The following is a 25,777-nucleotide window of genomic DNA, read 5'->3' on the forward strand; positions in this document are numbered from 1 at the left end:
CCTGAAGGTGAAGAGCATGTTGGTGCCCATAAATCGATGGGCGCGAGGACGTCTGATTCTCTGCGCGACGATAGTGGGACTTATTCTATCCACAGCCCTGTCCTGCGCTGCGAATGAAAAGCCGCTCTATTCCGATGGAGACATGCTGATCATGGAAAGCATCGGCACTCGATTGCCGCCGCTCGATCTGGCCCGGGCGGCTCCATCGCCGGCGGAGGTTTGTGCCTATAGAAAATTCTACGGGCTCGATGTCGTCAGTGACCGCCACTATATCGGCCGGTTCACGTCTAATAAAATGGCGATCGTTGGCCAGGTGTTTCTCCCGTCACGTCCGGTGGGAACTTTTTTTTTGTTGCATGGATATTTCGATCATTCCGCCACCCTGAAAAATCTGATAGCAGCGTGCCTGGAAAATAATTTCGCCGTTGCCCTGTTCGATCTTCCCGGTCACGGCCTGTCTTCCGGAGAGAGGGGCGCCATCGCCGATTTTTCTGAATATGCATCGACTTTGAGGGCTTTTATCGGCACTTATGCCAAGCATCTCCCCAAGCCCTATCATCTGGCCGCGCACAGCACGGGTTGCGCCGCCGCCTATGAATACCTGCATCATGATCCGCCGCTTGTTTTCGATAAAATCGTTTTTCTGGCGCCTCTCGTCCGCCACGCATACTGGCACCTTTCCACCATCGGGTACCACTTGGTCAAGCCGTTTACCGATACGTTACCGCGGGCGCACCGCAGAAATTCATCGAACGAACCCTTTCTCGAATTTACCCGCAACGATCCGTTACAGGTTCACCGGGTGTCGCTCCGGTTTCTCGACGCCCTGCGTGATTGGAACCGAAGGATTCAAGGATACGCCACCATTACTCAGCCGGTTCTGGTGATTCAGGGTACTGATGACGACGTTGTCGATTGGAAATACAATCTCGAATTCCTGAAAACGAAAATTATGGGTTTGGAGATTGAATTGGTCGATGGTGCCAAACATCAGTTGGTGAACGAAAACCAGGCCCTGCGGCAGCGCGTGTTCGACCGTCTCTTCGGATATGTTGCGATACCATGATTCCGTTGAATCAATAAGGAGGGAAGATGAAGGATTATAAAAGAATATTGGCCGCATGCGATCTTTCAGAATACACCGATATCGTGCTGGACGCGGCCGTCGGCTTGGCCGCCAGTACGGGTGCGGAGCTGTTTCTGGTCAATGTCATCAATCAACGGGATCTGGATTCGATGGCGACGGCCCTCGAGAAGATCGCCCAGGATTATGACAATTTCCCGGTTTCCATCGCCCAGTATCGCGTCGATCTGGAAGCGGAGCGGCTCCAATCCCTGCAGGACGTTTTTAAGAAAGCCGCAGGGCCCGGCAGTAAATGCAATTTTGTGATCAAAGTGGGTATCCCATTCCAGCAGATTCTGGAAACCATCGCCGAACATCACATCGATCTGGTTGTCATGGGGACCAAGGGCCGGACCAACCTCAGCGGCGTGCTGCTCGGTTCGACCGCCGAAAAGCTGTTCCGTCGCTGTCCTGTGCCGCTGCTCAGCGTGAGGATCGGTGAACAAAAGGGGCGATGAGGCAGTCTGCATCAGGGGTGAGCAGGATGCATCAGTTTTTTAACTGATAGATGTTACATCAAGCCTGTCCAAAATCTACTACCGTTCAGGGGAGTTGGACAGCATCTTTGAACAAACTGCAACCAGGTTCATTAAAATGAGGTCCTGTGATTATAACCACCCGAAATTATAGCTGGCCCAGGCCACTTTCAGTTTTATTTTGGACAGCAGTGATATCGAATGGTCCTTTGTGACAGCCCCAGGTCGAGGCAACATCCGCAGTCAAGATCTGTCGCTCTTGACAAAGTCACTTTTTGAAAGACATTTATGGCTTAATGTCAGGTTTTGGGTGGGGATCTTTCAGCGATAGAACTGCCGAAACATGTGCAATAGGAGCTGAAGGGGGCAACGCTTTACGGGAGATCGCACATAATGGCCAGCAAATCACTGCATCTCAGCGAGAGCCAGTTCGACCGGATCGTGCACCAGGCGGTGGCCCGAATTCCCCCCATGTTTCGGCGCCACCTGGACAACATCGTGATTTCCGTTCAGCGGCGGCCGGATCCTGAGATGCTCGACGAATTGGGTGTCCCTCCGGGGGAAACGCTTTTCGGTCTCTATTGGGGGGTGCCGTTGACCGAACGATCGCTGATCGAACCACCACTCTATCCCGACACCATCTATATATTTCAGGAACCCCTCGAACAGGTTTGCACCACCCCCGAAGAGCTGCGGGAAGAGATAGCGATCACCGTCGTCCATGAGCTGGCGCATGCCCTGGGGATGAGCGATGCAGAGCTCGATGACCTGGGATTCGGCTAGGGGGTATCGAACTTATATTGTAAGAAAGTTTCGTACATTCAAATCATACATTTCTTAATTGCCTGCTTCTGCAAGAGTTGATACGGTCCAAACGGCTAGGAGAATTTTTTTCATCACCGTTGTAAAATTTTCATTTCTTGACCGCTGATGGTGGCAAGGCACCCGTATCGCTTGGGAAAGCCACAGGAGTGCATATGATTGTTGCCGGTCTCAAACTGACGCTTTTGGGAATGGCAGTGGTGTTTTTCTTTCTGCTGCTTTTGATCGTGTTCGTTCGGATTTCTTACTGGTTTCTCTCTGAAGGAAGCGCCAGGGAACTGGCCGCCGAGGAAGCCGCCGAGTTGAACAAGAGGATGCGCTCCGTTTCGAAAAAGGACGACGGCGCGTTGATTGCCGCCATCGGTGCCGCTGTCGCAGCCCATCGATCCCGCATGCGCTCGGTCGGATAATGTGCAGATAACGTGGGTTTTTGTTTATCACCCTTTCCTGGAAATAGGGAGCGATTATGAAAAAGATTCAGTTTATGGACACTTCTCTGCGCGATGGGTTTCAGTCGGTTTTCGGTGCCCGTGCTTTGACGGATGACTTTATCCCTGCGGTGCAAGCCGGTGCGCAAGCCGGCATCGAACATATGGAAGCGGGCGGCGGTGCTCGTTTTCAGGCACTTTTCATGTACTGCGGCGAATCGGCCTTCGACATGATGGACCGCTTTCGCGAGGCGGCCGGACCGGAGATAAAACTGCAAACCCTGGCGCGGGGCATCAACGTGGTGGCCCTTTCGGCCCAACCCAGGGATATGATCGACCTGCATGCCAGGATGTTCAAAAAGCATGGCATGACGCACATCCGCAATTTCGACGCCTTGAACGACGTGCGCAACCTGATCTACTCGGGCCAATGCATCAAGAACGCCGGTTTGCACCACCAGGTCTCGATTACGATGATGGAGCTTCCGCCGGGCTGCAGCGGAGCCCATGATGTACCGTTTTACATCAAGACCCTTCGCGAGATCCTGGACAGCGGTCTGCCCTACGACTCCATCTGCTTCAAGGATGCTTCCGGGACCAGCAACCCGCGCAAATTTTATGACACGATCAAGGCCGCCCGCGAACTTTTAGGCAAAGATACCATCATTTGGGCCCATACTCATGAAACGGCCGGTGTGGGCGTCGTTCAATACCAAGCGGCCATCGAGGCCGGTTGCGACGGTGTGGATCTGGCCCGCACCCCGCTGTCCGGCGGCACCTGCCAGCCGGACATGCTCTCCCTGTCTCATGCCCTGAAGGGCAGCGATTATACGCTGGACATCGATGTGAAGAAGATCATGGAGGCCAACCGGGTTCTGGAAGAGTGCCTGCAAGACTACTTTTTCCCGCCGGAAGCGCAGAAGGTCTCCTCCGAAGTGATTCTTTCCCCCATGCCGGGCGGCGCCCTGACGGCCAACACCATGATGATGCGCGACACCGGCACCCTGCACCTCTATTCCAAGGTGATCGAGGCCATGTCCGAGTGCGTGGCCCGGGGCGGCTTCGGGACCTCCGTAACGCCGGTTTCCCAGTTCTATTTCCAGCAGGCCTACGCCAATGTCACCCAGGGACCGTGGAAAAAGATGACCGACGGCTACGGTAAGATGGTGCTGGGATACTTCGGACGCACACCGGTGCCGCCGGATCCGGAGATCGTCAAGATCGCCGAAGAGCAGCTCGGCAAACCGGTCTTCAAAGGCGACCCGGTGGATGAGCTGGAGCCGGGCATTCCCAAGGCCAGGGCGATTCTCGAAAAAGAGGGGCTGCCGGTCACCGAGGAGAATATCTTCATCGTCGGGGCACTGCAAACCCCTGGCGGCAACAAAGGCCTCGACTTTCTGAAGGGGCACAAGCCCATCAACGTCCGCAAAGTGAGCGCCAAATCTGAGGAGACGCCGCCGGCCGCGGAGGCACCGCGACCAGCGCCAGTCGAGCAACCCACCGAATACACGGTCACGGTCGACGGCAAGACCTACCAGGTAAAGGTGGAAGCGGCCAGCGGCGCCGTGCAATCGGTAACCCCGGCGCCGGCACCGGCCGCCAAGGCGGCCGATGCGGTGGCCGTCAAGGCCAAGCTGCAGGGAATCGTGTCGGAGATTTTTATCGCCGTGGGTGAGCGGGTGCGTCGGGGCGACACCTTGATCATTCTCGAGGCCATGAAGATGGAAACCCCGGTGGTGGCGCCGTGCGACGGGGCGGTGGCCTCCATCGAGGTGGAAAAGGGGCAGGTGGTCAAGCCCGAGCAGTTGGTCGCAACGATTGCATAGATCCGGACGAGATCCAATGAAGTTCCAGTAGACCCAATGGGGTCATGAGGCTCAGGAGATCTGATGAAAGACAATACAAAGTTCGCCATTGGCTGGCTTCTCCCTGCTGCCGTTCTGGCCTTCGGCGCTCCGGGCGCGGTCTGGGCGGGCGCTGGATCTCAAGGTGAATTGGCGCCCTTCGGGAGCATGATTGCCGAGTTTTTAAAATCCACCGGTTTATGGGGGTACCTCTTCCCGGAAGCGGGTGGATGGACCGCGGGCATCGGCAGTTTGATCATGGTCGCGGTAGGGCTCCTGCTGCTCTATCTGGCCATTGCCAAACGCTTTGAGCCACTGCTGCTGGTGCCCATGGGGTTTGGGTGCATTCTGGCCAACGTTCCCCTGGCCGGGATTTCGGAACCGGGCGGGGTGATCTACTACATTTATGAAATCGGCATCAAAACCGGTGTCTTTCCGCTGCTGGTCTTCATGGGCGTGGGGGCCATGACCGACTTCGGCCCCATGATTGCAAACCCCAAAACCGCTTTGTTGGGAGCGGCGGCGCAGTTCGGCATTTTCAGTACGCTGATCGGAGCGCTCGCGCTTTCGGCGATTGTTCCGGGCATCGATTTCGATTTGTTTGACGCCGCTTCCATCGGCATCATCGGCGGTGCCGACGGACCGACCGCCATCTTTCTGGCCAGCCAGTTGTCGCCCGATCTGTTGGGGGCCATTGCCGTGGCGGCCTATTCCTACATGGCCCTGGTTCCCATCATCCAACCGCCGATCATGAAGGCTTTGACCAACGCCGAGGAGCGTAAAATTCGCATGACCCAGTTGCGCTACGTGGGCAAGGTGGAAAAGATCGTGTTCCCCTTGATCACCCTCGGGTTGTGCATGCTGCTGCTGCCGTCTGCGGTACCGCTCATCGGCTTTTTCATGTTCGGCAATCTCATGCGGGAGTGCGGCGTTGTCGATCGTCTCTCCAAGACCACCCAGAACGCTCTGATCAATATCGTCACCATCTTTCTCGGGATAGGGGTCGGTTCACGGCTCTCGGCGGAGAACTTTCTCAACCTGGAGACCCTGGGAATTTTGCTTTTGGGGGTCATCGCGTTCAGCATCGGGACCGCCTCAGGTGTCCTGATGGCCAAGCTGATGAATCTGTTGCCCGGAACTAAAGTCAACCCCTTGATCGGATCGGCGGGCGTCTCTGCGGTGCCCATGGCCGCCCGGGTGAGCCAGAAGATGGGCATGGCGGAAGATCCCGAAAACATGCTGCTGATGTTTGCCATGGGGCCCAATGTCGCCGGAGTCATTGGATCGGCCGTGGCCGCGGGTGTATTGCTGACCTTGAAAAATCTGCTGGTCTGATCCGGATCTCGAAAGGATGTCGTTCGAACGTTGCAAGCGGCTCATAATTTGATATACTGCCATTCATGCCATCAGCAATTGCGACCCCGCATCATCAAAGTGGAGGAAAAAATGTCGATACGCGTCCTCATGTTCAGGAAAATGCCCCGGTTGTACGGTGGGATGGAAGCCGATCTGTTGCCCCAACTGGGCCCGTTGCTGGCCGAGGCCAGGCAGCTGGCCTTTCGTCAGGCCGGTTACATCTCCGGGGAAACCATGCGAAATGTCGCCGATCCCTATGAGTTTCTGGTCATCAGCACCTGGAAATCGGTCGAGGACTGGGAACGATGGTTCGCCAACAAAGAGCGTGCGGAGATCGAGGGAAAGATCGATGCCGTTCTGGGAGCGCCGACGGAGTACAGGGTCTACTCCTACGATTGATGGGACTGATTGAGATCGATATCCTGGCGTTCTTCCATTTATGTGATGCTCGACGCGTAATGCTTGAACTGGTTCCGGGCCCGAACGACACAAAGGAGCTATTAGGTGGACATGAGTCTATATGCCAAAAATGTAATGGTGACATCGTTTGACCGCATTCATCAGGATGCACCCATCGATGATGCGATCCGTATGATCTTGAATGGGAAAATCAGAAGGACGGGCCATAAGACCGTCAGTCTCATCGTCGTGGATGATTATGGACGAATGGCGGGTGTGATTTCCATGTACGATATTCTTTTCCACCTCAGGCCCGATTTTCTCAATTTGAGCGTGGATGCGGGCACGCTTCAGTGGAAAGGGCAGTTGAAGCTTCTGGTCGATTCCCTCAAACAGAAAAAGGTTGGACAGCTGATGAGCACCAACGTGATGTGCGCAGCGCCCGATGACCATGTCATGGTGATCCTGGACAGGATGATTAAAAATAAATTCCGCCGCCTGCCTGTTCTGGACGGCGACAGACCGGTTGGCGTGATCTACATTTCCGATGTGTATCACAGCATTTTCAACGTAATGCAGTATTTTTAAGAGCTTCTGGGATCTTCCCTGGACCCATCGATAACGAGAGGTTTCCGCATGGCCAAAAAAAAGAAGAGAGATCTCGAAAAAAGCTATCCAACGGCCGAGTTCGTGGCCAAATTGCGCAGGTTCGCCGATGCCCTGGAAAGCGGTCGCCGGTTCCGGATTCAAATTGCCGGTGAGCGAATTTCTGTCCCTGCGGGAGCCGTGTTCAATATCGAACATGAACGGGAGGGCAATCAGGAGGAGATCGAATTCCAGATCAAGTGGACGCACGAAGCGTGATGACTTCTTGAGGATTCCCGATCACCCATACCATCGTTCACACCGAAAGCCGGCATCTCCGCGCGCCATGGACACATACCACTTGCATTGTGTACGCGCTTGCGATCATTCCTAACGCATTGATTTCCATATCTAATTAATTCCCGCACATCCTGTTTTGGCAAGAATTGGCGGACCTTTGTATCCACCTGACTTCCTTTGCTGCCACCGGGTTGTCTGCCCGTTCAAAGCATACGAAAGCCGGCGGCCTGACCCGATTCGGGCAAGGCCGCCACCCGAATATCAACGATTCCCAAAGAAAGGAGACGACCATGAGGACCCAGAAATATGCAATGGGATGGCAGAGGGATCTTCCCGATATCAGGGATTACACTCCCGATCATGAGAAGGTTGAAAAACTGTTCCATAAATCCAAAGCCTTGAAGCCGCCCCAAGCCGGTATTGCGGGCAAGGCCGACCTTTCATCCTTCTGTTCTCCCATAGAGGATCAGGGGGAGATCGGTTCATGTACCGCGCACGCCGGCGTGGGGCTGATCGAATACTACGAAAAACGTGCTCATGGAAAATATCTGAACGCGTCCCGCCTGTTTCTCTACAAGACCACCAGGAACCTCCTCCACTGGACGGGTGATACCGGTGCCTGGTTGCGCACGACCATGAAGGCCATGGCGTTGTTCGGCTTGCCGCCGGAAGAATTTTATCCTTACGACACCGCCAAATTCGATGATGAACCGAGTGCTTTTTGTTATGCGTTCGGACAAAGCTACCAGAGCATCAAATACTACCGATTGGACAAGCCCACCAGTTCAACCAGTCAGTTGCTGGCAAGTGTTAAAAATTTTCTGGCGGCCGGCTATCCTTCCATGTTCGGTTTTACCGTCTATAACTTCGGCAACGACAAAGGGGAGTTCGAGTTTCCCGCGGATCATGATTCGGTCCAGGGAGGGCATGCCGTCGTTGCCATTGGTTACGATGACAATCGGAAAATCGGCAAGGAGAAGGGCGCTCTCAAGATCAGAAATTCCTGGGGAAAGGGCTGGGGCGAAAACGGGTACGGCTGGCTGCCCTATGCCTACATCGAAGCGGGCCTGGCCGAAGATTTCTGGAGCCTGTTCAAGAGCGAGTACCTGGACACGCAGCAGTTCAGGTAGTGGTTATCCGTAAAGCACCGGATGGAGGGAACAATCCATGGACAAAAAGATTACCCAGGATGACATCATCTATTTCGTGGTGACGGACCGCTTTTTCGGTGTCCATAAACGGATGGCCGAGATATCGGACAGCAGCATCCACGGCGGCACCCTGGATGGCATCATCGAAAAGCTCGATTATCTCCAGGAGCTCGGCGTGACCGCCATTTGGGTGACGCCGGTCTACGAGAATATCGATCGAGCCGGCACCTCGGAACCCTATCACTACTACTGGCCACGCAACTTCGATCGTATGGACCGGCGCCTTCTTGACGGCACCCGTTTGCCCGACGCCGTGGCGATGGAGACATTCGGCCGGTTGGTGGATCTTTGCGAAGAACGTCGGATGAAGGTGGTGCTCGATATGGTGGTCAACCATGCGGGATATGGCGCCCGTGATCAATTCGAGCCCACCTGGTTCAACGTCGGCGGCACCGGCGACGTCAAAGGGGAGTTGGCCGGCCTGCCCGACTTCAATCATGACAATCCCCAGGTGTTCGACTATTTTCTCAACAACATCGAGGAGTGGCTGACGCGCGGTAAAGTGACCAACATCCGAATGGATACCGTCAAGCATGTGGAGCCCAAGTTCTGGCACTACTTCAAGTCCCAGATTCGAGGCGAGTATCCACATATCTGCCTGATCGGCGAGGTGCTTTTCGAAGGCAAGGAGGATATCGGCAAGCTGTTGGAATATCAGAACTATCACGATTTTGATTCGATATTTGATTTTCCGTTCTGCACGGCACTGCGATCGACGCTGATCTATGATGCAAGCATGAGCTATTGGTTGGCCCGGCCGCGGTTGAACGATGCGGAACCTCGCGGGGTGCTCGACGAAGACAATCCGGTCAAGCGGGGCTATCGGAATGCCGATCGGCTGGTTACGCTGCTCGATAATCATGATCTTGAAAAGAGGATCATGAGCCACGCCAGGACCAAGCATACCGGAGATGGCGCCGGGTTGGATTGGGCGATCCGAGTGACCAAGCTGTGTCTCGGCGCGCTTTTCACCATGCGCGGTATCCCCCAGCTTTACTATGGCACTGAGATCGGATTGGAGGGCTGGAAGTCCGGCCATGACGATAGCGACTTGCGCCGTGATTTTCCGTGGGACGTGATCGGACCGGATCAGCAACCCCGGGCGGCGTATCGAACCGCCCGTGATATGTATGCGTGGACTCGAGATCTAATCCGTTTGCGCAAGCAGACCCCAGCCCTCAGGCATGGCACTACCATCACCCTCTGGTCCGACGATCTGGTGTATGCATTTTTGCGCATTGCCACCGATGATGTCGCCTTGGTCATCCTTAACAACGGCTATACCCCGATGCCCTATCCCATTGGGTTGCCCCTGAACCGTTCGATATTGCCGCAACGGGTGATCGACATGATTGCAACGGAGCTGAAGCATTGGAAGACGGGTGACCCTTTAACGGTGAGGAACGATCACGTGTATGTGTCCGTAGGCGCCAAGACCATCGATATTTTTTGTCATCATCAGCATTGAATGCCTTTGGCTCGCATGACACAACAACAGGCTGGGTTTGGAGCCGGTCTGTGTCTTTCCCCGGATATCAGCCTGTGTGAAGAGGTGCGGCTTATCCGCAGAGGGTCGCCACCGCCCGTTCGGCGGCCCCCAGCGCTCCTTCGAGATAGCCGCCTTGCTGGTCCGCGGTTTCCGTGCCGGCAAAAAGGATGGCGCCATCCCAGATGGAAGTCTGGCCAGCGGGCGGCATGTAGATCGGATGCTCATGCATGGGCGGCTGGTCGTATTCAGTGGCCGTAAACCGTTCCCGGGCCCAATCTTTGTAAAAGTAGGTGCTCGGCCGAATGGCCGGGGTGCCGAAGATGCCGGCCAGCTGGTGGAGAATCGCCTCGGTGATGTTGGGTTGCTGGCCACGCTGCACCGCCGGAAGTCCGACAAAGCCGGTCAATGCATAGGGGCCCAGATGGTCGTTGGACGCATCGTGGATTTCGCCCAACGGCCCGCATTCGCTGAAGGCCTGACCCGACAGTCCGGCCTCGCGCCAGAAAGCGGTATCGTAAAGCACACAGAACTTGGCCTGTCCCGCCATCCAGGTGCCGATCTTCAGCATGGCCTGGGTCAGGCGGTCGGACAATTCGGGGGTGAACAGAATCGTGGCGGCGGCAAGGCGCGGGGGCAGTGCGAGGATGACGCGGTGGGCTTCAAATTTTGCCCAGGCTTCTTTTTCCAGCTCGCCGACCGTGACCAGAACGCCATTGGGCTGTTTTTCGATGTGGCAGACCGGGTGATTCAATCTGATCATGCCGGGCGCAATGTCATCCCCTAATTTCCTGACCATCGCCATCATGCCGCCTGAAAGTCTCCAGGATTGGGGTTGCATGGCATATCCCCGAACGGTCTGCACCGCACCCGTGCAGCGTTGAAAACGCCCGGCTCCCGTTTCGAATTGGCGATATCCGTTCAGCCCCAGGGATTGGATGAGATGCGCCATCCGCGGGTGGATTTCGGGCCAGTACCAGGAGGGACCGAGATCGGAACAAAAGCCCAGGTATTCGGGAGATAGTATCCTCCCGCCGATCCGATCGCGCGCCTCTAAGACGATGCAAGATCGGTTTCTTTGCTGCAGCAGCCAGGCGGCATAGATGCCGCTGAGACCGCCGCCGATGATGAGGGTGTCGACTTTTTCCGTAGTCATGGTCGTTGCCGTCGCTTTCCATATTCGGTACTGACATTCGATAATCGCGGCCGTATCCAACCATTTCCATCCCCGGGCTGTCAATACATTGGGCGCTCACCAAAAAGGTCGGACGGTTCTCACAGGTTTTTTGAAATTGAATCTTTCTTCTTGTGCCCATGCCGAAATGCCACCTATCATAGGTATGTTTGACGGCACCGTAGAAAGTCCGGGATTCGTTTTTCCCGTCATCCCGGCGAACGCCGACATGACGCCTTTGCGACTTTTTAAAGTTTTATCATGCTGGACGGATTCTTAAAAAGCAGTTGCCGTCGTGTTTCGCGTCGGACGTCTGATGGATATCCGATGATCCCTTATGTCATGGATCGCTGCTCCTTTTTGGACATGACTTTGAATCGGCGAGGTTGAAATGCGGAAAAACGATGGAAAGCCTGCGCTGTCGTCGGTTTCTCGCGAGATGGGCGAACCTGTGCAAGTGTTGCCGGAAATCACATTGGATCCGCCCGGGCATTGGGTGGAAATCCTGGACATGTTCCACAACGGTGTTCTGATTCTCGATCGCAACGGTATCATCAAGGTTTACAACCGGGCCGCGCGCCGGATTTTCGGCGAGGACCGGGAAACTTCTCCCGGACGGCACATTCAGGAGGTGCGACCCGGGGTGTGGCCCGAGTTCCAGCGGATCATCGCAACCGGCCAACCCCAAATCGGACGCAAACTGAGCATTGCCGGCGCCACGGTTATCGCCAACCGCAGTCCGATCCTGATCGACGGGCAGGTGCAAGGGGTCATCTCCGTCTTTCAGGACATTTCCGAGTATGAGACGATCATTAGTGAATTGAAGAGTTTTCAGCGGTTGAACCGGGAACTGGAGGCGATCTTCGAGTCTTCCTATGACGGACTGTATATCACCGATGGAAAGGCCAACACCATCCGTGTCAACCGGGCCTACGAAAGGATCACCGGCCTTCGACGCGAAGACCTGATCGGTCGCAACATGCACGAGCTGGTCGATGAAAAGGTGTACGACCATTCCGTGACGCTGGAGGTGATCAAAAAGCGGCAACCGGTGACCCTCATGCAGGTGGTGAGCGGCGACAAGCAGGTCATTGTCACCGGAACGCCGATTTTTGACGATGAAGGCGAGATTGCGCTGGTGGTCACCAATGTCCGCAACATCACCGAGTTGAATCAGTTGAAGGCCGAGCTCGAAAACAGCCGGCGGATCGCCTCGCGCATGGCCCAGACGCTCTTGGAGCAGGATTCGGTCGAGCATGCCATGCAGCAGATGGTGGTCAAAAGCCAGAGCATGATGAAGGTCGTGCGAACGGCGATCAAGGTGGCCGGCACCCAGGCGCCCGTACTGCTTCAGGGGGAATCGGGTGTGGGCAAAAGCATGCTCGCCCGTTTCATCCACCAGATCAGCGACCGCAAAGAGCGGGTCTTCGTCAAGATCAATTGCGGCACCATTCCTCCCACGCTCATGGAAAGCGAGCTGTTCGGCTACGAGAAGGGCGCCTTTACCGGTGCCATGCCCGGAGGCAAAGCCGGAATGATCGAAACGGCGCACCTGGGAACGGTCTTCCTCGACGAAATCGCCGAATTGCGACCGGAAATGCAGATTAAACTCCTTGAGGTCATCGAAGACAAGACTTTCGTTCGGGTGGGCGGCACCCGCCCGGTGGAGGTGGATGTGCGGATCGTCGCGGCCACCAACCGGGACTTGCTGGAGATGATCCACGAGGGGACGTTTCGTGAGGATTTATACTATCGTTTGAACGTGGTCCCTATTTCGATTCCGCCCCTGCGTCGGCGGCGGGAAGATATCGTCCCGCTGGTTATGAAATTCGTGGACTCCCTCAACCGTCGCAACGGGACCGCCAAACGTTTCGATTCGCGGGTCATCGACCGGCTCATGGAATACGACTATCCTGGCAACGTGCGTGAGCTGATCAATATTGTCGAACGCATGATGATTCTGAGCGACGGAGAGCGGTTGTGTGCCCAGGACCTCCCCGAAGAGACATTTTCTCCTGCCTGTGCCTTTAATCTGCCCTCGGGGGTGGGCACCTTGAAAGCGTCGGTGCAGGCGCTGGAAACACAGATGATCAAGGCGGCCATCGAAAAAGAGGCATCCCTGGCCGCGGCGGCCCAATGCCTGGGGGTCCACCCCACGACCCTCTGGCGAAAAATCACCCGCTATGGGGTATCGGGTGATATTGCGAAAATGAAATGAGGCTGCATTTTTGCAATTCTGATATCTACCCGTTAGTATAAATAAAAATAAATCTCCCATCCTTTAAAGCCTGGATTATTGCTTAAATGCAATAATCAAAATAAATCCAATTCAAATTATGTATTTTTATAACTCCTTCAAAAACAGGGGGTTGTAATTTTTCAGGGGGAGTGGCACAGCCGTTGCTCTGTATCTTTTCTAACAGTTTGGTGCTCGCCGATAAATGGGGCAGGCAACCCCATATCTGTGGCGTATCTACAATCGAAAAGGAGGGAGCATGAAAAGAAATCTGTGCGTTTGTCTGGCAATCGTTCTGGGGGTGCTTTGCGCGTTGCCCATGGCCGTGCAAGCCCAGGAAAAGGTCATCCGGATCGGGGCCATGTATCCGATGACGGGTCGCGCTGGTCTTTACGGCATCGATTCGGTGGCCGCCGCCGAAATGGCCGTCGATGAAATCAACGGCAAGGGCGGGGCCAACGGCTACAAGATCGACATCACCTTCACAGACAGCAAGGCCAAGCCGGCCTATGCGGTGCGCGTGGCCACCCGGTATATCACCGAGGACCAGGTTCATTTTCTCTTCGGCATCGTCAGCTCCGGGGTGGGGCTGGCCGTAACCGAAATTTCCAAGCAGCACAAAAAAATCTTCATTGGCACCGATCACGCTTCCACCCAGCTCACATCCGACAAGCTGCAGCCCTACTATTTCCGGGTGGCCAACAATACCTTCCAATCCATGGCCGCCGGGGCACTTTATCTGCAGGAACTCCAGAAGAGCAAACCCTGGAAAACCATCGCCTACATCGGTCCGGACTATGCCTACGGCCACGATCAATGGAACGAGCTGCGCTTCAGCCTGGATCGGCTGGGGGTAAAATACCAGGTGGTGGGCGAATACTGGCCCAAACTCTTCGAACCGGATTACAACTCCTATGTCACCTCCCTGGTCAAGGACAATCCGGACATCCTGGTGACCGGGTTCTGGGGCGGTGATACCGTGGCCTTCATCAAGCAGGCCCAGGTGTATGGGCTCTTCAAGAAATCCCTCTACTTCCAGCCGGATGCCGGCGGCAACTACGAACTCATGAGCGCCATGGGCGCGGAACTGCCGGCGGGGCTTGTGCTGGGCGCCCGTCACTACAACAACTGGCCCGAAACTGAACTCAACCGGAAATTCGTCGCCGATTTTCACAAGCGCACCGGCCGCTATCCGACCTACGCCGCCGAAGGCGCCTATGCGGGCGTCTATGCCATCGCCGAGGCGGTGAAAGTCGTTGGCAATCCCGACGACACCGAAGCATTGGTCAAGGCACTCGAGGGATTGAAGATCAAACTGCCCGAGGATCCGGATGGGTTCACCTCCTACATGGATCCGGCCACCCATCAGATCATGCAGGTGCAGGCCATCGGTGTGACCATGCCCAACACAGATTTCCCACCGGCAAAAATGATGCTGGGTGATTGGAAGATCTACAAGGCAGAAGATATCGCACCCCCGCCGGGGTACCCCAACAAGTAGGCACCGTCGAAAGAGAACCAATGAAATGGCGGGGGCCCTCGGAGCGATGTGGCGCATGACGCCGACCGGGCCTCCGCCAATCTTCCGGTATAGGAATTCGTCCCATGGATGTCTCTTTTCTTCTCACGCAGTTCATCAGCGGTCTGACCATGGCGACCCTGCTTTTCCTGGTGGCCAGCGGCCTGACGCTCATCTTCGGGGTCGGCAATGTCTTTAATTTCGCCCACGGCTCTTTCTACATGCTCGGTGCCTACTTCGGCTATCAATTCGTGTCGGTGTGGAGCACCAATTTCTGGATCGCTCTACTCCTTTCGGGCGTTTGCGTCGGATTGTTCGGCATGCTGGCCGAGTTCGCCTTTTTAAGGCGCATCTATGGTCGTGCCAATGAAGGGGGATTTCAAATCCTGCTGACCTACGCCTTTATCCTGATCATCGACGATCTGGTCAAGCTGACCTGGGGCGCGGAGTATAAGTCATTGCCCCGTCCGACCGGTTTCGGCGGTGCGATCCAATTGGGGGATCTTTTCATCCCCGCCTACAACCTGTTGATTATCGCCATCGGGGTGATCGTTGTGGTGGCGGCCTGGTGGATCCTGTCCCATACTCGACCGGGGCAGGTGGCCCGCGCCGCGGCCGTCGATCGTGAAATCGTCAGTGTGTTAGGGGTCAACGTTCCCATGACAATGACTCTCGTATTCGGTATTGCCACGGCGCTGGGCGGCATGGCCGGCGCGCTGGCCGCGCCGCTGCGAACCGTGACGCCGGGTGCCGGAATCGAGGTCATCATCGATTCGCTGATCGTTGTGGTGCTCGGCGGCATGGGCAATTTCTGGGGTGCCTGGTTCGGTGCGCTGCTGATCGGCGAAGTCAACGCCTTTGCCGTGGCCGTCGTGCCCCAATGGGCCACATTGTTCAGTTTCCTGGTGATGGTCGTCGTGTTGATCTTTAAACCGGAAGGGCTCTTTGCTGCGCGCAAGGTGAGGAAGGTATGACAAATCTGGGTACACGCAATCTCAAGGCGGCATCCCTGTGGGCGTTCATCGTGCTGATCTTCGTTCTGGTGCCGGTCCTCTCCACGTCGTCCTACCAGGTGAATCTGGCCTGCCATGTCTTGATCTGGAGCCTGTTCGCGGTCTCTTTCAATATGCTCTGGGGGATTACGGGCATGCTCTCCTTGGGACAGGCGCTCTACTACGGATTGGGGGCCTACAGTGTGGGGCTGATGGTCGATCATCTGGGCCGGCAGTGGTACCTGCCGGCCATGGGCCTGGGGTTGCTGGCCGCCGCGGCGCTGGCCCTGCTGTTGGGCCTGCTGGTGATCCGGGTCGGCGGCGTCTATTTCACCATGCTTACCTTGGCATTCGCCCAGCTCGGATGGCAGATCACCTTCAAATGGTACGATTTTACCGGTGGCGACGACGGTATTCAGGGGATCATACCACCCGGCATCCTCGAGAGCGGCACGGTCTATTACTATTTTGTCCTGGCCGTGGTGATGCTCTCCATATGGATCCTCAAGCGCATGGCCTTCAGCCCCTTTGGCCTGGTGTTGCGCTGCGTGCAGCAGAATCCCGATCGCGTCCGCTTTCTGGGACGACGCGTGCGGCGCAACCAGCTGCGGGTGTACGTCATCTCTTCTCTTTTTTCCGCCTTGGCCGGGTCCTTGATGGCCGGGGTGGATGGCTCGATCCACACCGATATGTTGTTCTGGACCACCTCAGGCGAGGTGATCCTCATGTCCGTACTCGGCGGCATCAACCAATTCTTCGGTCCCTTCGTGGGCGCCACCGTGATTATTTTGATCGAAGACTTGGTCGGTGCACACACCGAATATTGGTCGCTGATCATCGGGATCATCATCATGGTGATCGTGCTCGTTTTTCCCAAGGGAGTGGTGGGCGAGGCGATGCGCGCCAAATCGCTACTGGCAAAAACCGGTGAGGGGAGGTGACCATGACTCCCATGCTGCAACTCGATGCGGTGGACAAGGCCTTCGGTGGACTGCGGGTGACCTCCAATGTCTCGTTTTCAGTCATGCCTGGTGAGATTTCGGCCATCATCGGCCCCAACGGCGCGGGTAAAACCACCCTGTTCAATCAGATCACGGGCCATTTGCTGTGCGATCGCGGAGCCATCCTGTTTCAGGGGGAGAATCTCGTCGGAAAGCCGCCCCAGCAGATCGTGGCCAGGGGCATCGGACGCGCCTTTCAGATCGCATCCATCTTTCCCGACGAGACCGTCCTGGACAACGTTCGCGTGGCCTGCCTCTCCAAACTGGGACAAACACGCAAGTACTGGCGCAATGTCGTCGATTTCAAACAGGCCACCGACGAGGCCCACGCGATTCTCGACAGCCTGGGGCTGGATGACCAGGCCCGACGGCCGGCTTTTGAACTGGCCCACGGCGATCAGAAGCTGCTCGATATCGGCATCGCCCTGGCCCTCAAGCCCAAATTGTTGTTGCTCGACGAACCCACGGCCGGCATGTCTCCCGACGAGCGGCAGCAGACCCGGGAACTGATCAAGCAGCTCTGGAAGCGTTATGATCTGACGCTGGTCTTCATCGAGCACGATATGGACATGGTCTTCGGTATCGCCCAGGTCGTGCGGGTCCTGCAGCAGGGGGCTTTGCTGGCCGAAGGGACGCCCGAGGAGATCCGCGCCAACAAGCAGGTGATCACCGCCTATCTGGGAGAAGACTTTTAATGGAGAGCATTCTCAAAGCCGTTGGCCTGAACACATTTTATGACCGCAGCCACATTCTTTTCGACGTGGGTATCGATGTGGAGCCCGGTGAGACGGTCTGCCTGATGGGGCGCAACGGGGTCGGTAAGACCACCACCTTTCGCTCGTTGATCGGGCTCACACCTCCCCGAAGCGGCAAAATCGAATTCAAGGGAAAGACTTGCACCGGCCTGGCGGCGCACAAAATGGCCCGCATGGGTTTGGGGTTCGTGCCCGAAGACCGCCGCATCCTGGGGCCCTTCAGCGTGCGCGAAAACCTCGAGCTGGGGCGCATACCGGGCCGCCACGGCCGTTGGAATCTGGATTCGGTGTTTGCCCAGTTCCCTGCCCTGGCCGAAATGTCCGAACGGCTGGGCGGTACCCTGTCGGGCGGCGAGCAGCAGATGCTCACCATCGCCCGGGCGCTCATGGGCAATCCGGATGTGCTGATGCTCGACGAACCCTCCGAAGGGCTCTCGCCGGTGATCGTCAGCGATATGAAACGCCTCGTGCTGGACTTGAAGTCGGCCGACACCACCATTCTGCTGTCCGAGCAGAACCTGAAGTTCGCCCTGGCTGTGTCGGACCGGGTCGTCGTGCTCGACAAGGGTCATGTGGTCTACACCGGCAGTGTCGGCGAATTTCAAAAGGAAGACCAGGTGCACAAGAAATATCTGGCGGTTTGATCGATCAACCGTGTCAGAGCCAACCCAACGGCTATCATTTTCGAGAAAGGATATCACCATGAACGCGATCCATCTGTTCCAAACCACACCCCGAATCGTGATGGGTCCCGGCTGCCTCGATCAGATCCAAAGCGAGATCAAGCGCATGGGCTGCGATCGGGTCATGATCGTCACCGATCCCGGGATCGTGCAGGCTGGCATCGCCGGGCGGCTGGAAGAAATTCTCGCTGGCGCCGGCATCGCCTTTTCACGCTTCGACCAGGTGACTCCCGATCCCAATCTGGATGTCGCCCGGCAGGCGATCGATGCGTTGCGGGCCTCCGGGGCCCAGGTAGTCGTCGGCCTGGGAGGCGGATCGGCCATCGACATCGCCAAGACATCGGCCCTGCTGGTGGACAACGGCGGGCAGCTGACCGATTACTTCGGCATCGACCTGGTGCCCAAAGCAGGACGCGGAACGATCATCGTCCCGACCACGGCCGGCACCGGCAGCGAAGTGACCCCCATCGTGATTCTCTCGGATGAGGCGGAAAAGCTGAAAAAGGGGATCGTGAGCCCCTATCTAATTCCTTCGGTTGCGATTCTCGATCCGGCCCTCACGTTGGATCTGCCGCCTCACGTCACCGCCGCCACCGGCATGGATGCGTTGATTCACGCGGTGGAGGCCTTCACCTCCAAGAACGCCTTTCCCATGAGCGACATGCTGGCTTGCAGGGCCATCGAGTTGATCGCCGCCAACATTCGCACCGCTTACGCCAACGGCCAGGACCTGGCGGCGCGCACCTGCATGCTCGAAGGCAGCCTGCTGGCCGGCATGGCCTTCGCCAATGCCGGCGTGACCGCAGTGCACGCTTTTGCCTATCCCATCGGGGCGGAGTTCCATATCCCGCACGGGGTGGCAAACAGCATCATGCTGGCGTCGGTCATGGAGTTCAACATGCTCGGCAATTTGAAGAAGTTTGCGCAGATGGCAAGCCTGCTGGGGGAGTGTACCGAGGGGTTGAGCGAGCGCGACATGGCCCTGGCGACGGTCAAGTCCCTGCGCACGCTCGCCGCGGATCTTCAGATCCCCAAGCACCTGAGCCGCTTCGGCGTCAAGGAGTCGGATATACCGGTGCTGGCCGCGGGAGTGATGAAGGTTACGCGTCTGCTGGCCAACAACCCTCGTGTGATGACGCAGAAAGATGCTGAACGTATTTATCTGAGCGTGCTTTGAGAGGGGTCAAGGGATGTGTTTCAAATCAAGGAGGAGATGCCCTCATGTTCGGTTTTTATAACATGGCGCTCAGGGTCGATGTGACCCAAAGCGCTTTTGAACTGCAGATGATTTCGGACGAGGTTCTCGCCCGGACGCTGGGCGGCAAAGGGCTCGCCACCCATTTGTTGCTGGCGCACAACCCGCAGGGCGTCGATCCGCTCTCCGCGGACAACCATATCATTTTCGCCGCCGGTCCGGTAGCCGGCAGCAGCATATGGGGATCGTGTCGTTACGGCGTCTTTTCCAAGTCTCCCCAGACCGGTTTTTATTCCGAATCCTATTCCGGGGGACGCGTGGCCGAAAACATCGCTGCATGCGGTTTCGACGCCATCGTGATCCACGGGACCTCAGACACACCGATCTGGCTGGAGATCTGCGAAGAGACGGTCTACTTTCACAGCGCCGAAGAGCTCTGGGGACTGGACACTTACGGCACCGAAGATCGCGTCAAGGCCTGGGTCAAGGAGAACCGTCCCGGCGCGGGCAGCTGCGGCGTCGTTTGCATCGGCCCGGCCGGGGAGAACCTCATCTCCTTTGCCGTCATCGAGAACGACTATTGGCGCAGCGCCGGTCGGACCGGGGTGGGCGCTATTCTGGGCGCCAAGAAGATCAAGGCTATCGCCTTTCACGGCAAACGCAAAAAAGCCTTTGCCGACGATGCCTTGGTGCGTGCCTTTTCCAAGGAGCTGGCCATCGAAGGCAAAGAGAACGCCGGCGTGATCGCATACAAGACCAAGGGCACCCCCATGCTGGTGGATGTGATGAACAAGGCGGGAGGTTTTCCCACCCGGTACTGGCAGAAAGGGCGTTTCGAAGGGGCCAGTAAGATCAACGCCGACGCCCTGCACCAGCGCTGCGATGTCAAACCCCATGCGTGTTTGAAATGTTTCATGGCGTGCGGGCGCCTCTCCACGGTCAAGGAGGGGCGTCATGCGGGACTGCAGGTGGAAGGCCCCGAATACGAAACGATCTACGCCTTTGGTGGCTTGTGCGAGATCGACAGCATCGAGGAGATTATCTACCTCAACGATATTTGCGACCGCCTGGGAATGGATACCATCAGCGCCGGTAATCTGGCCGCCCTGACCATCGAGGCCGCCCGTCAGGGGCGCATCGATCGCGTCATCGATTACGGCGACGTGGATGCCATCGCCCAGCTGCTGGCCGATATCGCTTACCGCAAGGATATCGGCGAGACGTTGGCCCGGGGCATTCGCACGGCCGCCGATGCCTGGGGCATGGCGGACCAGGCCATTCACGTCAAAGGCCTGGAACCGGCCGGATACGATCCGCGGGTGCTCAAGGGCATGGGGCTGGCCTATGGTTCTTCCGACCGCGGCGCCTGCCACCTGCGGGCCACTTTCTACAAGCCGGAGCTGGCCGGTATCGTCGATCCGGAAAAGATCGAGGGCAAGGCCGCCGTTTTCACCGAGTGGGAAGACCGGCTGACCCTCTTTGATACCTTGATCTTGTGCCGCTTTTATAGGGATCTCTACCAATGGGAGCAACTCGGGACCATGATCAAGGGCACCACCGGCCTGGATCTGGGCACTGAGGGGATGAGACGCATCGCCGCCCACGTCAGTGACGACACCCGCCGGTTCAACCTGCGCGAAGGGCTCCGGCCAGAAGACGACATGCTGCCCCCGCGATTCCATCGCGAAGCGCTGCCCGAGAGCGGCAAGGTGATCACCGAAGATCAGATGAAGCGCCTCATGGCGGACTACTACGCGGCCCGCGGATGGGACCCGGAGGGAAAGCCGCCGGACGCCTAACGCAATGGCACACCCCGCCTGCGCAAGAAGGCCGCCCCTTTTCAAAGGGGCGGCCTTCGTTGTTTCGGGTCTTGCGGAAGCCGGCGCGTTGACCACGGGTGCGCCACGCCGGCGTGTCCGATTTTACTTGTGGGCCTTGTACCCCATTGGCAGCTTCTTGAAGCGTCCGCCATAGAGGATCGGATCACCCTTGTACCCCAGGGATTTGAAGTCGATATAATCGGTCGAGCCGATGAGGTGGCTTACATCCCGGCCCTGGGAGGCCATGTAGCTGAAGTCGGTTCCTTTGTGGGCGATGGTTTTGAAATCCACATTTCGGCTGTCCTGGTGGCAGCGGTCGCAGGTGCGTTCACCTTTGAGGCTGTCATGGCACTGCACGCACGAGAGCGCCATGGGGGCCGGCATCACCTCGTGCTGTACGCCCCAGAACATGCGGGTCGTGATCCATTTGACCTTGCCGCTGTAGGGCATGTTGGCCGCTTTCATGCCATCGGTGAAGGCTTTCTGCCAGTCGAGATTCTTCCAGTAGGCCGTCGTGTCGTCCTTGTCGCGGGGAAACAGATGGGGCACGAGCAGGTACTTGTGCTCCTGGTCCACGGGTTGAACACCGGCCATGATCTTGAACGGCGAGATTTTGGAGTTGGGGTCGTTGATGGAGCCCACCGGTTCGGCGATGTTGACCCCGTCCGGCGCGTCGATGTCCATGCGGTCGCCCAGCAGCACGCGCTTCATGAAGCCGCCATACCATCGGTAGACCGGTTTGGCCGACTCTTTCCAGACGAAATCGCCCTTCATCCAGTTGTAGTCTTCCATGCCGTACTTGTCTTTTTGGGGTTTGCGCGTCTTGTCGCCGGCCGTAGACCAGTCCCACCATGTCTTGGTGGGCTTGCATTTGGCATAGACCGGGGCATGGCAGGTGGTACAGGCGATGTTGTCCGAGTGTTTGTTCAGATGGTGATCGAGCAGTTTGCCACCATAGTGCGGCCTGTTGGTGTGGCAGTTTTCGCATTCCCGGCTGCCTTCCACCACGGGTACCGAGCTGCTGCGGCCGGCGATTTTGTGGTTGCGGGTGCGGTGGCACTCCGCGCATTGAAAGTCGTAGCCGCCCATGTGGATGTCGCAGTTACGCTCGGGGTGCAGCAGTTGGCGCGAAAGGTCGGCGTGTTTGACCGCTTCGCCGCCGCCGCCGTTGAAGTGACAGTCCCCACAGGTCTTGCGGGTGGTGTGGCCGACGCTCTTGGCCACCTTGACGAGATCTACGCTGGGATCGGGCATGCCGGCCCCGGTGGGAATTTTTTTATAGGTGCCGGTGGTGTCGTGACACACCAGGCAATCGATTTTGGTCATGTCCGTGAAATCGAAGGTCGCGTCTTTCCAACCGTATCCTGCGTGGCAGCTTGTGCAACGAGCCTCGTTGCTGATGATGCTCACTCAGAAATTGTTCACGGCGGTTGTCGCTTTGCCGTGATGGACCGCCTTGCGATGGTCGAGCGTATATGGAGAAGGGCCCTTCCAGAGCCAGTGGGCCGTGGAGAGCATGTCCTGGCCCGCGGCCTTGTGGCAGCGCAGGCACTCGGACGTGACCTGGGAGGGTTCCGGGTTGTCGGGCAGCTGCACCAGGTCCTTGTGATCCGGTACGTTTTTCTGATGGCAGCCGATGCATCCGACCGGCCCTTTCTCCATCTCCTCGTGGCATGCCATGCACTGCTGGTGATAGGCGGCTTTCAGGCCGATGCACTCGGGATGATCCGTCCGGAACGCCTCCTGGTGGCAGGCCGAGCAGCGCACGGTTTCCGACGCGCTCTCATCGGCCGGCCGGAAGTGGTGGCACAATGCGCAGTCCTGGGTAATGGCGGCATGCTTGCTGTGCATGAAGCGCACCGGACCGTAGCGGTCTTCGGTGCGCTTGATGATCGGGCTGTCGAGCAGCAGGTAGCTGTGGGCCTGGTCCTTGACGCCATACCCCTCGTCGCGGAGTCGTTGCTGGCGGCAGAGCTTGCACTCGTCGCGCACCTCGGCGACAAACGGGACCACCTCCTGGGCGCGTTTTTGGGCTTCGACCTGGTCGGGGGCGAACCATGCCGCAGATTCGGGCGCCTTTGCGGTTTCGGTCTCGGGCGGCGCGGCGGCGGCCATTGCCCGGGCAGGGAGCTGAATCCCGATGCCGACCATAAAGGCCGCCAACACAAGCCCCAGGGGAACCACTGATTTCAAATGCTTCATTGTCAACCTCCGGCGGAGCCGGTTGCAGGCAGGAACCTTTGGGATCATGCGGCCACCTCCTTTTCCGGTTTGTTGAGAACCGGCAGATGTGTGACGAGAAAGCGATAGATCAGCATCAACCCGGCGATCAGGCCCGCGGTGATGGCGACTTCGCCGATGGACGGAAAGTAATGGGCTTCGCTGACCGGCGGGCGGTACCCCACCACAAAGACATTCACGCGATTGAGCAGCACGCCGCCCACGATCATGGTGCAGGCGATAAAGAGCCAGCGGCGCGATTGACGCACCTTGGGCGAGAGCAGCATCAGCCAGGGCACCAGCACGCCGATGATCATTTCGATGAGAAACGCATTGGTCTGGGCCTTGCCGTCCAGCAGGTAGACGTAGGTTTTTCGAATGACCATGTCGCCCACCTTCAGGGCCAGATAGATGCCCAGCAGAAAGACGGTGAAGCGGGTCAACGGCGTCAATATCTTCATCTCGGAATCGAGTTTCAGGCTGGTGGTGGCCAATGTGGCCTCGAACACCACCATGGGGTAACCCACTGCGATGGCCGAGGTGAGGAAGAGCAACGGCAGGATCGGGGTGTACCACAGCGGGTGGAGTTTTGTGGGCGCGATGAGCATGAGCGCCCCCAGACTCGACTGGTGCATGCACGACAGCACCACGCCGGCGATGATGAACACCCACATGATCTTGGAAAGCACCTTGTCCGCCAGGGTCAGCAAACCGTCGATCGCCCGGTTCAGCGCATCCGGGGCGCCGGGCAACCGCACCCGTCCCTTGAACCGATCGATCACCATGGGTAGGAATTCGATGTAGAGCACGTTCAGGTAGAACATCACGCACATGGCCACTTCGAAGAGGACCGAGTTGAAGTTCCAGTAGATCATGGGCTTCCAGATGGCCCAGGAGCGGCCGATGTCCACCAGCAGCCCCAATACCACGAAGGTGTATCCGAGCATGGCGGTGAGCAGGGCGGGCCGGACCACCGGTTCGTAGTAATGTTTGCCGAGAATGTGGGCTAGAAAGGCGGTGGTGAAACCGCCGGCGGCCAGGGCGACCCCCGAGGCCACATCCACGCCGATCCAGAGCCCCCAGGGACGGGCCGTGCTCAGGTTGGAGACGTAGCCGATGCCGCCGATATAACGGGCGATGATGGCGACCAGGCCGGCGGCCGCCACGAAGGCCAGGGCGACCACGCCCGGGGTCCAGAATCTGCTGTTGGTGGGCGCCGCATGATGATGGCTCATGAATTCCCTCCTTCGTGGTCTTCCTGGCGTTCGCCCTTGCCGCGGAAGGCCCACATGATGCCGCTGAGCATGCCGAACAGAACGATGGGCGACCAGAGATAGCTGTAAAGCGAGTGTTGAATGGTTTCGGCCAGGCGGGGCATGGGATGGTCGGGCAGGGTTACGAAACCCAGCTTTTCGAAGGGTTGGGCCGACAGGTACATCCAGGAGGTGCCGCCCGCTTCCCGTTCGCCGTAAAGATGATCGACGTAGCGGCCCGGGTTCTCTTTGATGCGATCCTTGGCCACCTTGAGCAGGGTGTCGCGCCGGCCGAAGGTGATCGCCTCCACCGGACAGACCTCGGCGCAACCGGGCAGCTTGCCCTCGTTGGCCACGCGTTCGTAGCAGAAGGTGCATTTCATCACCTTCGGGGTGATGGGGTCGTGGTATTCGTAGGCCGGGATTTCGAACGGGCAGGCCACCATGCAATAGCGGCAGCCGATACATTTGGTCACGTCGTAGTTGACCGCCCCGTTCTCCTGCTTGGACAGGGCGCCCACGATGCAGGCCGACGCACAGGCCGGGTCCTGGCAGTGCATGCACTGCAGCTTGACAAACGTGGGAATAAGCTGGTCGCGTTCGTCGATCATGCCCGAGTAGTACCGGTTGACCACGGTAAACGTCTTCTCGTCCGGCCGCCGCTTCCGGTCCAGCACGGTCAGGTCTTCGAACGAACGATCGGGCGGCGGCAGTTTGTTGACCTCGTTGCATGCCTGTTCGCACTTGCGGCAGCCGATGCAGCGGGTCAGATCCACCAGGCAGCCGTAAGCCTCAGAAGGCGCCTGGGATTGCCAGGCCCGGGCCGGTGTTTGGGCGGTCGCGGTGGCGGCGCCGGCAACGGAAAGGATTTTGAAAAAATTGCGTCGGCTGATGCCCAT

24 protein-coding genes are annotated in these 25,777 nt (G+C 57.7%); 19 read left to right on the plus strand and 5 right to left on the minus strand.

Features of this window, described 5'->3' with window-relative positions; genetic code table 11:
* Positions 1 to 16 precede the first annotated feature (16 nt).
* The 11 genes from DFT_RS05370 to DFT_RS05420 all read left to right on the plus strand — a co-directional run bounded on the left by DFT_RS05370 (position 17) and on the right by DFT_RS05420 (position 10,012).
* Positions 17 to 1,066, plus strand: coding sequence for an alpha/beta hydrolase (locus tag DFT_RS05370; protein ID WP_083453344.1), 1,050 nt, complete (start codon positions 17 to 19; stop codon positions 1,064 to 1,066).
* 26 nt (positions 1,067 to 1,092) lie between these two features.
* The gene (locus DFT_RS05375; protein ID WP_054030225.1) at positions 1,093 to 1,581 is read left to right on the plus strand and encodes a universal stress protein; all 489 of its coding nucleotides are present in this window, start codon (positions 1,093 to 1,095) and stop codon (positions 1,579 to 1,581) included.
* A gap of 411 nt (positions 1,582 to 1,992) precedes the next feature.
* Complete coding sequence (locus DFT_RS05380; protein WP_054030226.1) at positions 1,993 to 2,382, plus strand: metallopeptidase family protein; 390 nt, start codon at positions 1,993 to 1,995, stop codon at positions 2,380 to 2,382.
* A 194-nt stretch (positions 2,383 to 2,576) separates the two neighbouring features.
* Complete coding sequence (locus tag DFT_RS05385; RefSeq protein ID WP_054030227.1) at positions 2,577 to 2,831, plus strand: OadG family transporter subunit; 255 nt, start codon at positions 2,577 to 2,579, stop codon at positions 2,829 to 2,831.
* A 56-nt stretch (positions 2,832 to 2,887) separates the two neighbouring features.
* Entirely contained in the window at positions 2,888 to 4,675 is a 1,788-nt protein-coding gene (locus tag DFT_RS05390; protein WP_083453345.1) for a biotin/lipoyl-containing protein, read from the plus strand.
* A 63-nt stretch (positions 4,676 to 4,738) separates the two neighbouring features.
* Positions 4,739 to 6,028: a sodium ion-translocating decarboxylase subunit beta gene (locus tag DFT_RS05395; RefSeq protein WP_152971873.1), complete on the plus strand. Its 1,290-nt coding sequence runs from the start codon at positions 4,739 to 4,741 to the stop codon at positions 6,026 to 6,028.
* A gap of 111 nt (positions 6,029 to 6,139) precedes the next feature.
* A complete protein-coding gene (locus DFT_RS05400) occupies positions 6,140 to 6,448 on the plus strand; it encodes an antibiotic biosynthesis monooxygenase family protein (RefSeq protein ID WP_076750625.1) in 309 nt (102 codons plus the stop codon).
* Positions 6,449 to 6,559: 111 nt separating this feature from the next.
* Complete coding sequence (locus DFT_RS05405) at positions 6,560 to 7,036, plus strand: CBS domain-containing protein (protein ID WP_054030230.1); 477 nt, start codon at positions 6,560 to 6,562, stop codon at positions 7,034 to 7,036.
* 48 nt (positions 7,037 to 7,084) lie between these two features.
* On the plus strand, positions 7,085 to 7,312 hold the full coding sequence (locus DFT_RS05410; protein ID WP_054030231.1) for an amphi-Trp domain-containing protein: 228 nt from the start codon (positions 7,085 to 7,087) through the stop codon (positions 7,310 to 7,312).
* 311 nt (positions 7,313 to 7,623) lie between these two features.
* The gene (locus tag DFT_RS05415; RefSeq protein WP_054030232.1) at positions 7,624 to 8,463 is read left to right on the plus strand and encodes a C1 family peptidase; all 840 of its coding nucleotides are present in this window, start codon (positions 7,624 to 7,626) and stop codon (positions 8,461 to 8,463) included.
* Positions 8,464 to 8,500: 37 nt separating this feature from the next.
* Positions 8,501 to 10,012: an alpha-amylase family glycosyl hydrolase gene (locus DFT_RS05420; protein WP_054030233.1), complete on the plus strand. Its 1,512-nt coding sequence runs from the start codon at positions 8,501 to 8,503 to the stop codon at positions 10,010 to 10,012.
* A 91-nt stretch (positions 10,013 to 10,103) separates the two neighbouring features.
* Here DFT_RS05420 and DFT_RS05425 read toward each other — a convergent pair whose 3' ends face one another.
* The gene (locus DFT_RS05425; RefSeq protein ID WP_054030234.1) at positions 10,104 to 11,186 is read right to left on the minus strand and encodes a flavin monoamine oxidase family protein; all 1,083 of its coding nucleotides are present in this window, start codon (positions 11,184 to 11,186) and stop codon (positions 10,104 to 10,106) included.
* Positions 11,187 to 11,595: 409 nt separating this feature from the next.
* Between DFT_RS05425 and DFT_RS05430 the strand changes: the two genes are divergently transcribed.
* The 8 genes from DFT_RS05430 to DFT_RS05465 all read left to right on the plus strand — a co-directional run bounded on the left by DFT_RS05430 (position 11,596) and on the right by DFT_RS05465 (position 21,384).
* Positions 11,596 to 13,422 (plus strand): sigma 54-interacting transcriptional regulator, encoded by a 1,827-nt coding sequence (locus DFT_RS05430; protein ID WP_083453346.1) that lies wholly within the window; start codon positions 11,596 to 11,598, stop codon positions 13,420 to 13,422.
* Between the two features lie 277 nt (positions 13,423 to 13,699).
* The gene (locus DFT_RS05435; RefSeq protein WP_054030236.1) at positions 13,700 to 14,941 is read left to right on the plus strand and encodes an ABC transporter substrate-binding protein; all 1,242 of its coding nucleotides are present in this window, start codon (positions 13,700 to 13,702) and stop codon (positions 14,939 to 14,941) included.
* A 104-nt stretch (positions 14,942 to 15,045) separates the two neighbouring features.
* Positions 15,046 to 15,933 (plus strand): branched-chain amino acid ABC transporter permease, encoded by an 888-nt coding sequence (locus tag DFT_RS05440; protein WP_054030237.1) that lies wholly within the window; start codon positions 15,046 to 15,048, stop codon positions 15,931 to 15,933.
* Positions 15,930 to 16,892, plus strand: coding sequence for a branched-chain amino acid ABC transporter permease (locus DFT_RS05445; protein WP_054030238.1), 963 nt, complete (start codon positions 15,930 to 15,932; stop codon positions 16,890 to 16,892). Before DFT_RS05440 ends, DFT_RS05445 begins: the two co-directional genes overlap by 4 nt.
* A 2-nt stretch (positions 16,893 to 16,894) precedes the next feature.
* A complete protein-coding gene (locus DFT_RS05450; RefSeq protein ID WP_083453347.1) occupies positions 16,895 to 17,647 on the plus strand; it encodes an ABC transporter ATP-binding protein in 753 nt (250 codons plus the stop codon).
* On the plus strand, positions 17,647 to 18,351 hold the full coding sequence (locus DFT_RS05455; protein ID WP_054030239.1) for an ABC transporter ATP-binding protein: 705 nt from the start codon (positions 17,647 to 17,649) through the stop codon (positions 18,349 to 18,351). The genes DFT_RS05450 and DFT_RS05455 overlap by 1 nt, the downstream gene beginning before the upstream one ends.
* Before the next feature lie 58 nt (positions 18,352 to 18,409).
* Positions 18,410 to 19,567 (plus strand): iron-containing alcohol dehydrogenase, encoded by a 1,158-nt coding sequence (locus tag DFT_RS05460; protein WP_054030240.1) that lies wholly within the window; start codon positions 18,410 to 18,412, stop codon positions 19,565 to 19,567.
* A gap of 44 nt (positions 19,568 to 19,611) precedes the next feature.
* The gene (locus DFT_RS05465) at positions 19,612 to 21,384 is read left to right on the plus strand and encodes an aldehyde ferredoxin oxidoreductase family protein (protein WP_054030241.1); all 1,773 of its coding nucleotides are present in this window, start codon (positions 19,612 to 19,614) and stop codon (positions 21,382 to 21,384) included.
* Positions 21,385 to 21,507: 123 nt separating this feature from the next.
* Here the strand turns inward: DFT_RS05465 and DFT_RS27510 are convergent, their stop codons facing one another.
* The 4 genes from DFT_RS27510 to hybA are packed head-to-tail and all read right to left on the minus strand — an operon-like array spanning position 21,508 to position 25,777.
* The gene (locus tag DFT_RS27510) at positions 21,508 to 22,815 is read right to left on the minus strand and encodes a tetrathionate reductase family octaheme c-type cytochrome (protein WP_235506174.1); all 1,308 of its coding nucleotides are present in this window, start codon (positions 22,813 to 22,815) and stop codon (positions 21,508 to 21,510) included.
* A complete protein-coding gene (locus DFT_RS27515; RefSeq protein WP_235506175.1) occupies positions 22,816 to 23,607 on the minus strand; it encodes a cytochrome c3 family protein in 792 nt (263 codons plus the stop codon).
* A gap of 44 nt (positions 23,608 to 23,651) precedes the next feature.
* Entirely contained in the window at positions 23,652 to 24,860 is a 1,209-nt protein-coding gene (gene nrfD, locus DFT_RS05475; protein WP_054030242.1) for an NrfD/PsrC family molybdoenzyme membrane anchor subunit, read from the minus strand.
* Positions 24,857 to 25,777, minus strand: a complete 921-nt coding sequence (gene hybA / locus DFT_RS05480; RefSeq protein WP_054030243.1) for a hydrogenase 2 operon protein HybA — start codon at positions 25,775 to 25,777, stop codon at positions 24,857 to 24,859. Before hybA ends, nrfD begins: the two co-directional genes overlap by 4 nt.

This window comes from Desulfatitalea tepidiphila, assembly GCF_001293685.1.
Classification (GTDB): Bacteria; Desulfobacterota; Desulfobacteria; order Desulfobacterales; family Desulfosarcinaceae; genus Desulfatitalea; species Desulfatitalea tepidiphila.

Coding starts and splice junctions, on each gene's coding strand:
- DFT_RS05435 (WP_054030236.1), top strand. CDS start 13,700: ATGAAAAGAAATCTGTGCGTTTGTCTGGCAATCGTTCTGGGGGTGCTT.
- DFT_RS05405 (WP_054030230.1), top strand. CDS start 6,560: ATGAGTCTATATGCCAAAAATGTAATGGTGACATCGTTTGACCGCATT.
- DFT_RS05385 (WP_054030227.1), top strand. CDS start 2,577: ATGATTGTTGCCGGTCTCAAACTGACGCTTTTGGGAATGGCAGTGGTG.
- hybA (WP_054030243.1), bottom strand. CDS start 25,777: ATGGGCATCAGCCGACGCAATTTTTTCAAAATCCTTTCCGTTGCCGGC.
- DFT_RS05465 (WP_054030241.1), top strand. CDS start 19,612: ATGTTCGGTTTTTATAACATGGCGCTCAGGGTCGATGTGACCCAAAGC.
- DFT_RS05430 (WP_083453346.1), top strand. CDS start 11,596: ATGCGGAAAAACGATGGAAAGCCTGCGCTGTCGTCGGTTTCTCGCGAG.
- DFT_RS05425 (WP_054030234.1), bottom strand. CDS start 11,186: ATGACTACGGAAAAAGTCGACACCCTCATCATCGGCGGCGGTCTCAGC.
- DFT_RS05380 (WP_054030226.1), top strand. CDS start 1,993: ATGGCCAGCAAATCACTGCATCTCAGCGAGAGCCAGTTCGACCGGATC.
- DFT_RS05395 (WP_152971873.1), top strand. CDS start 4,739: ATGAAAGACAATACAAAGTTCGCCATTGGCTGGCTTCTCCCTGCTGCC.
- DFT_RS05445 (WP_054030238.1), top strand. CDS start 15,930: ATGACAAATCTGGGTACACGCAATCTCAAGGCGGCATCCCTGTGGGCG.
- DFT_RS05440 (WP_054030237.1), top strand. CDS start 15,046: ATGGATGTCTCTTTTCTTCTCACGCAGTTCATCAGCGGTCTGACCATG.
- DFT_RS05375 (WP_054030225.1), top strand. CDS start 1,093: ATGAAGGATTATAAAAGAATATTGGCCGCATGCGATCTTTCAGAATAC.
- DFT_RS05460 (WP_054030240.1), top strand. CDS start 18,410: ATGAACGCGATCCATCTGTTCCAAACCACACCCCGAATCGTGATGGGT.
- nrfD (WP_054030242.1), bottom strand. CDS start 24,860: ATGAGCCATCATCATGCGGCGCCCACCAACAGCAGATTCTGGACCCCG.
- DFT_RS05370 (WP_083453344.1), top strand. CDS start 17: ATGTTGGTGCCCATAAATCGATGGGCGCGAGGACGTCTGATTCTCTGC.
- DFT_RS05390 (WP_083453345.1), top strand. CDS start 2,888: ATGAAAAAGATTCAGTTTATGGACACTTCTCTGCGCGATGGGTTTCAG.
- DFT_RS05415 (WP_054030232.1), top strand. CDS start 7,624: ATGAGGACCCAGAAATATGCAATGGGATGGCAGAGGGATCTTCCCGAT.
- DFT_RS05450 (WP_083453347.1), top strand. CDS start 16,895: ATGACTCCCATGCTGCAACTCGATGCGGTGGACAAGGCCTTCGGTGGA.
- DFT_RS05455 (WP_054030239.1), top strand. CDS start 17,647: ATGGAGAGCATTCTCAAAGCCGTTGGCCTGAACACATTTTATGACCGC.
- DFT_RS05400 (WP_076750625.1), top strand. CDS start 6,140: ATGTCGATACGCGTCCTCATGTTCAGGAAAATGCCCCGGTTGTACGGT.
- DFT_RS05410 (WP_054030231.1), top strand. CDS start 7,085: ATGGCCAAAAAAAAGAAGAGAGATCTCGAAAAAAGCTATCCAACGGCC.
- DFT_RS27515 (WP_235506175.1), bottom strand. CDS start 23,607: ATGAAGCATTTGAAATCAGTGGTTCCCCTGGGGCTTGTGTTGGCGGCC.
- DFT_RS05420 (WP_054030233.1), top strand. CDS start 8,501: ATGGACAAAAAGATTACCCAGGATGACATCATCTATTTCGTGGTGACG.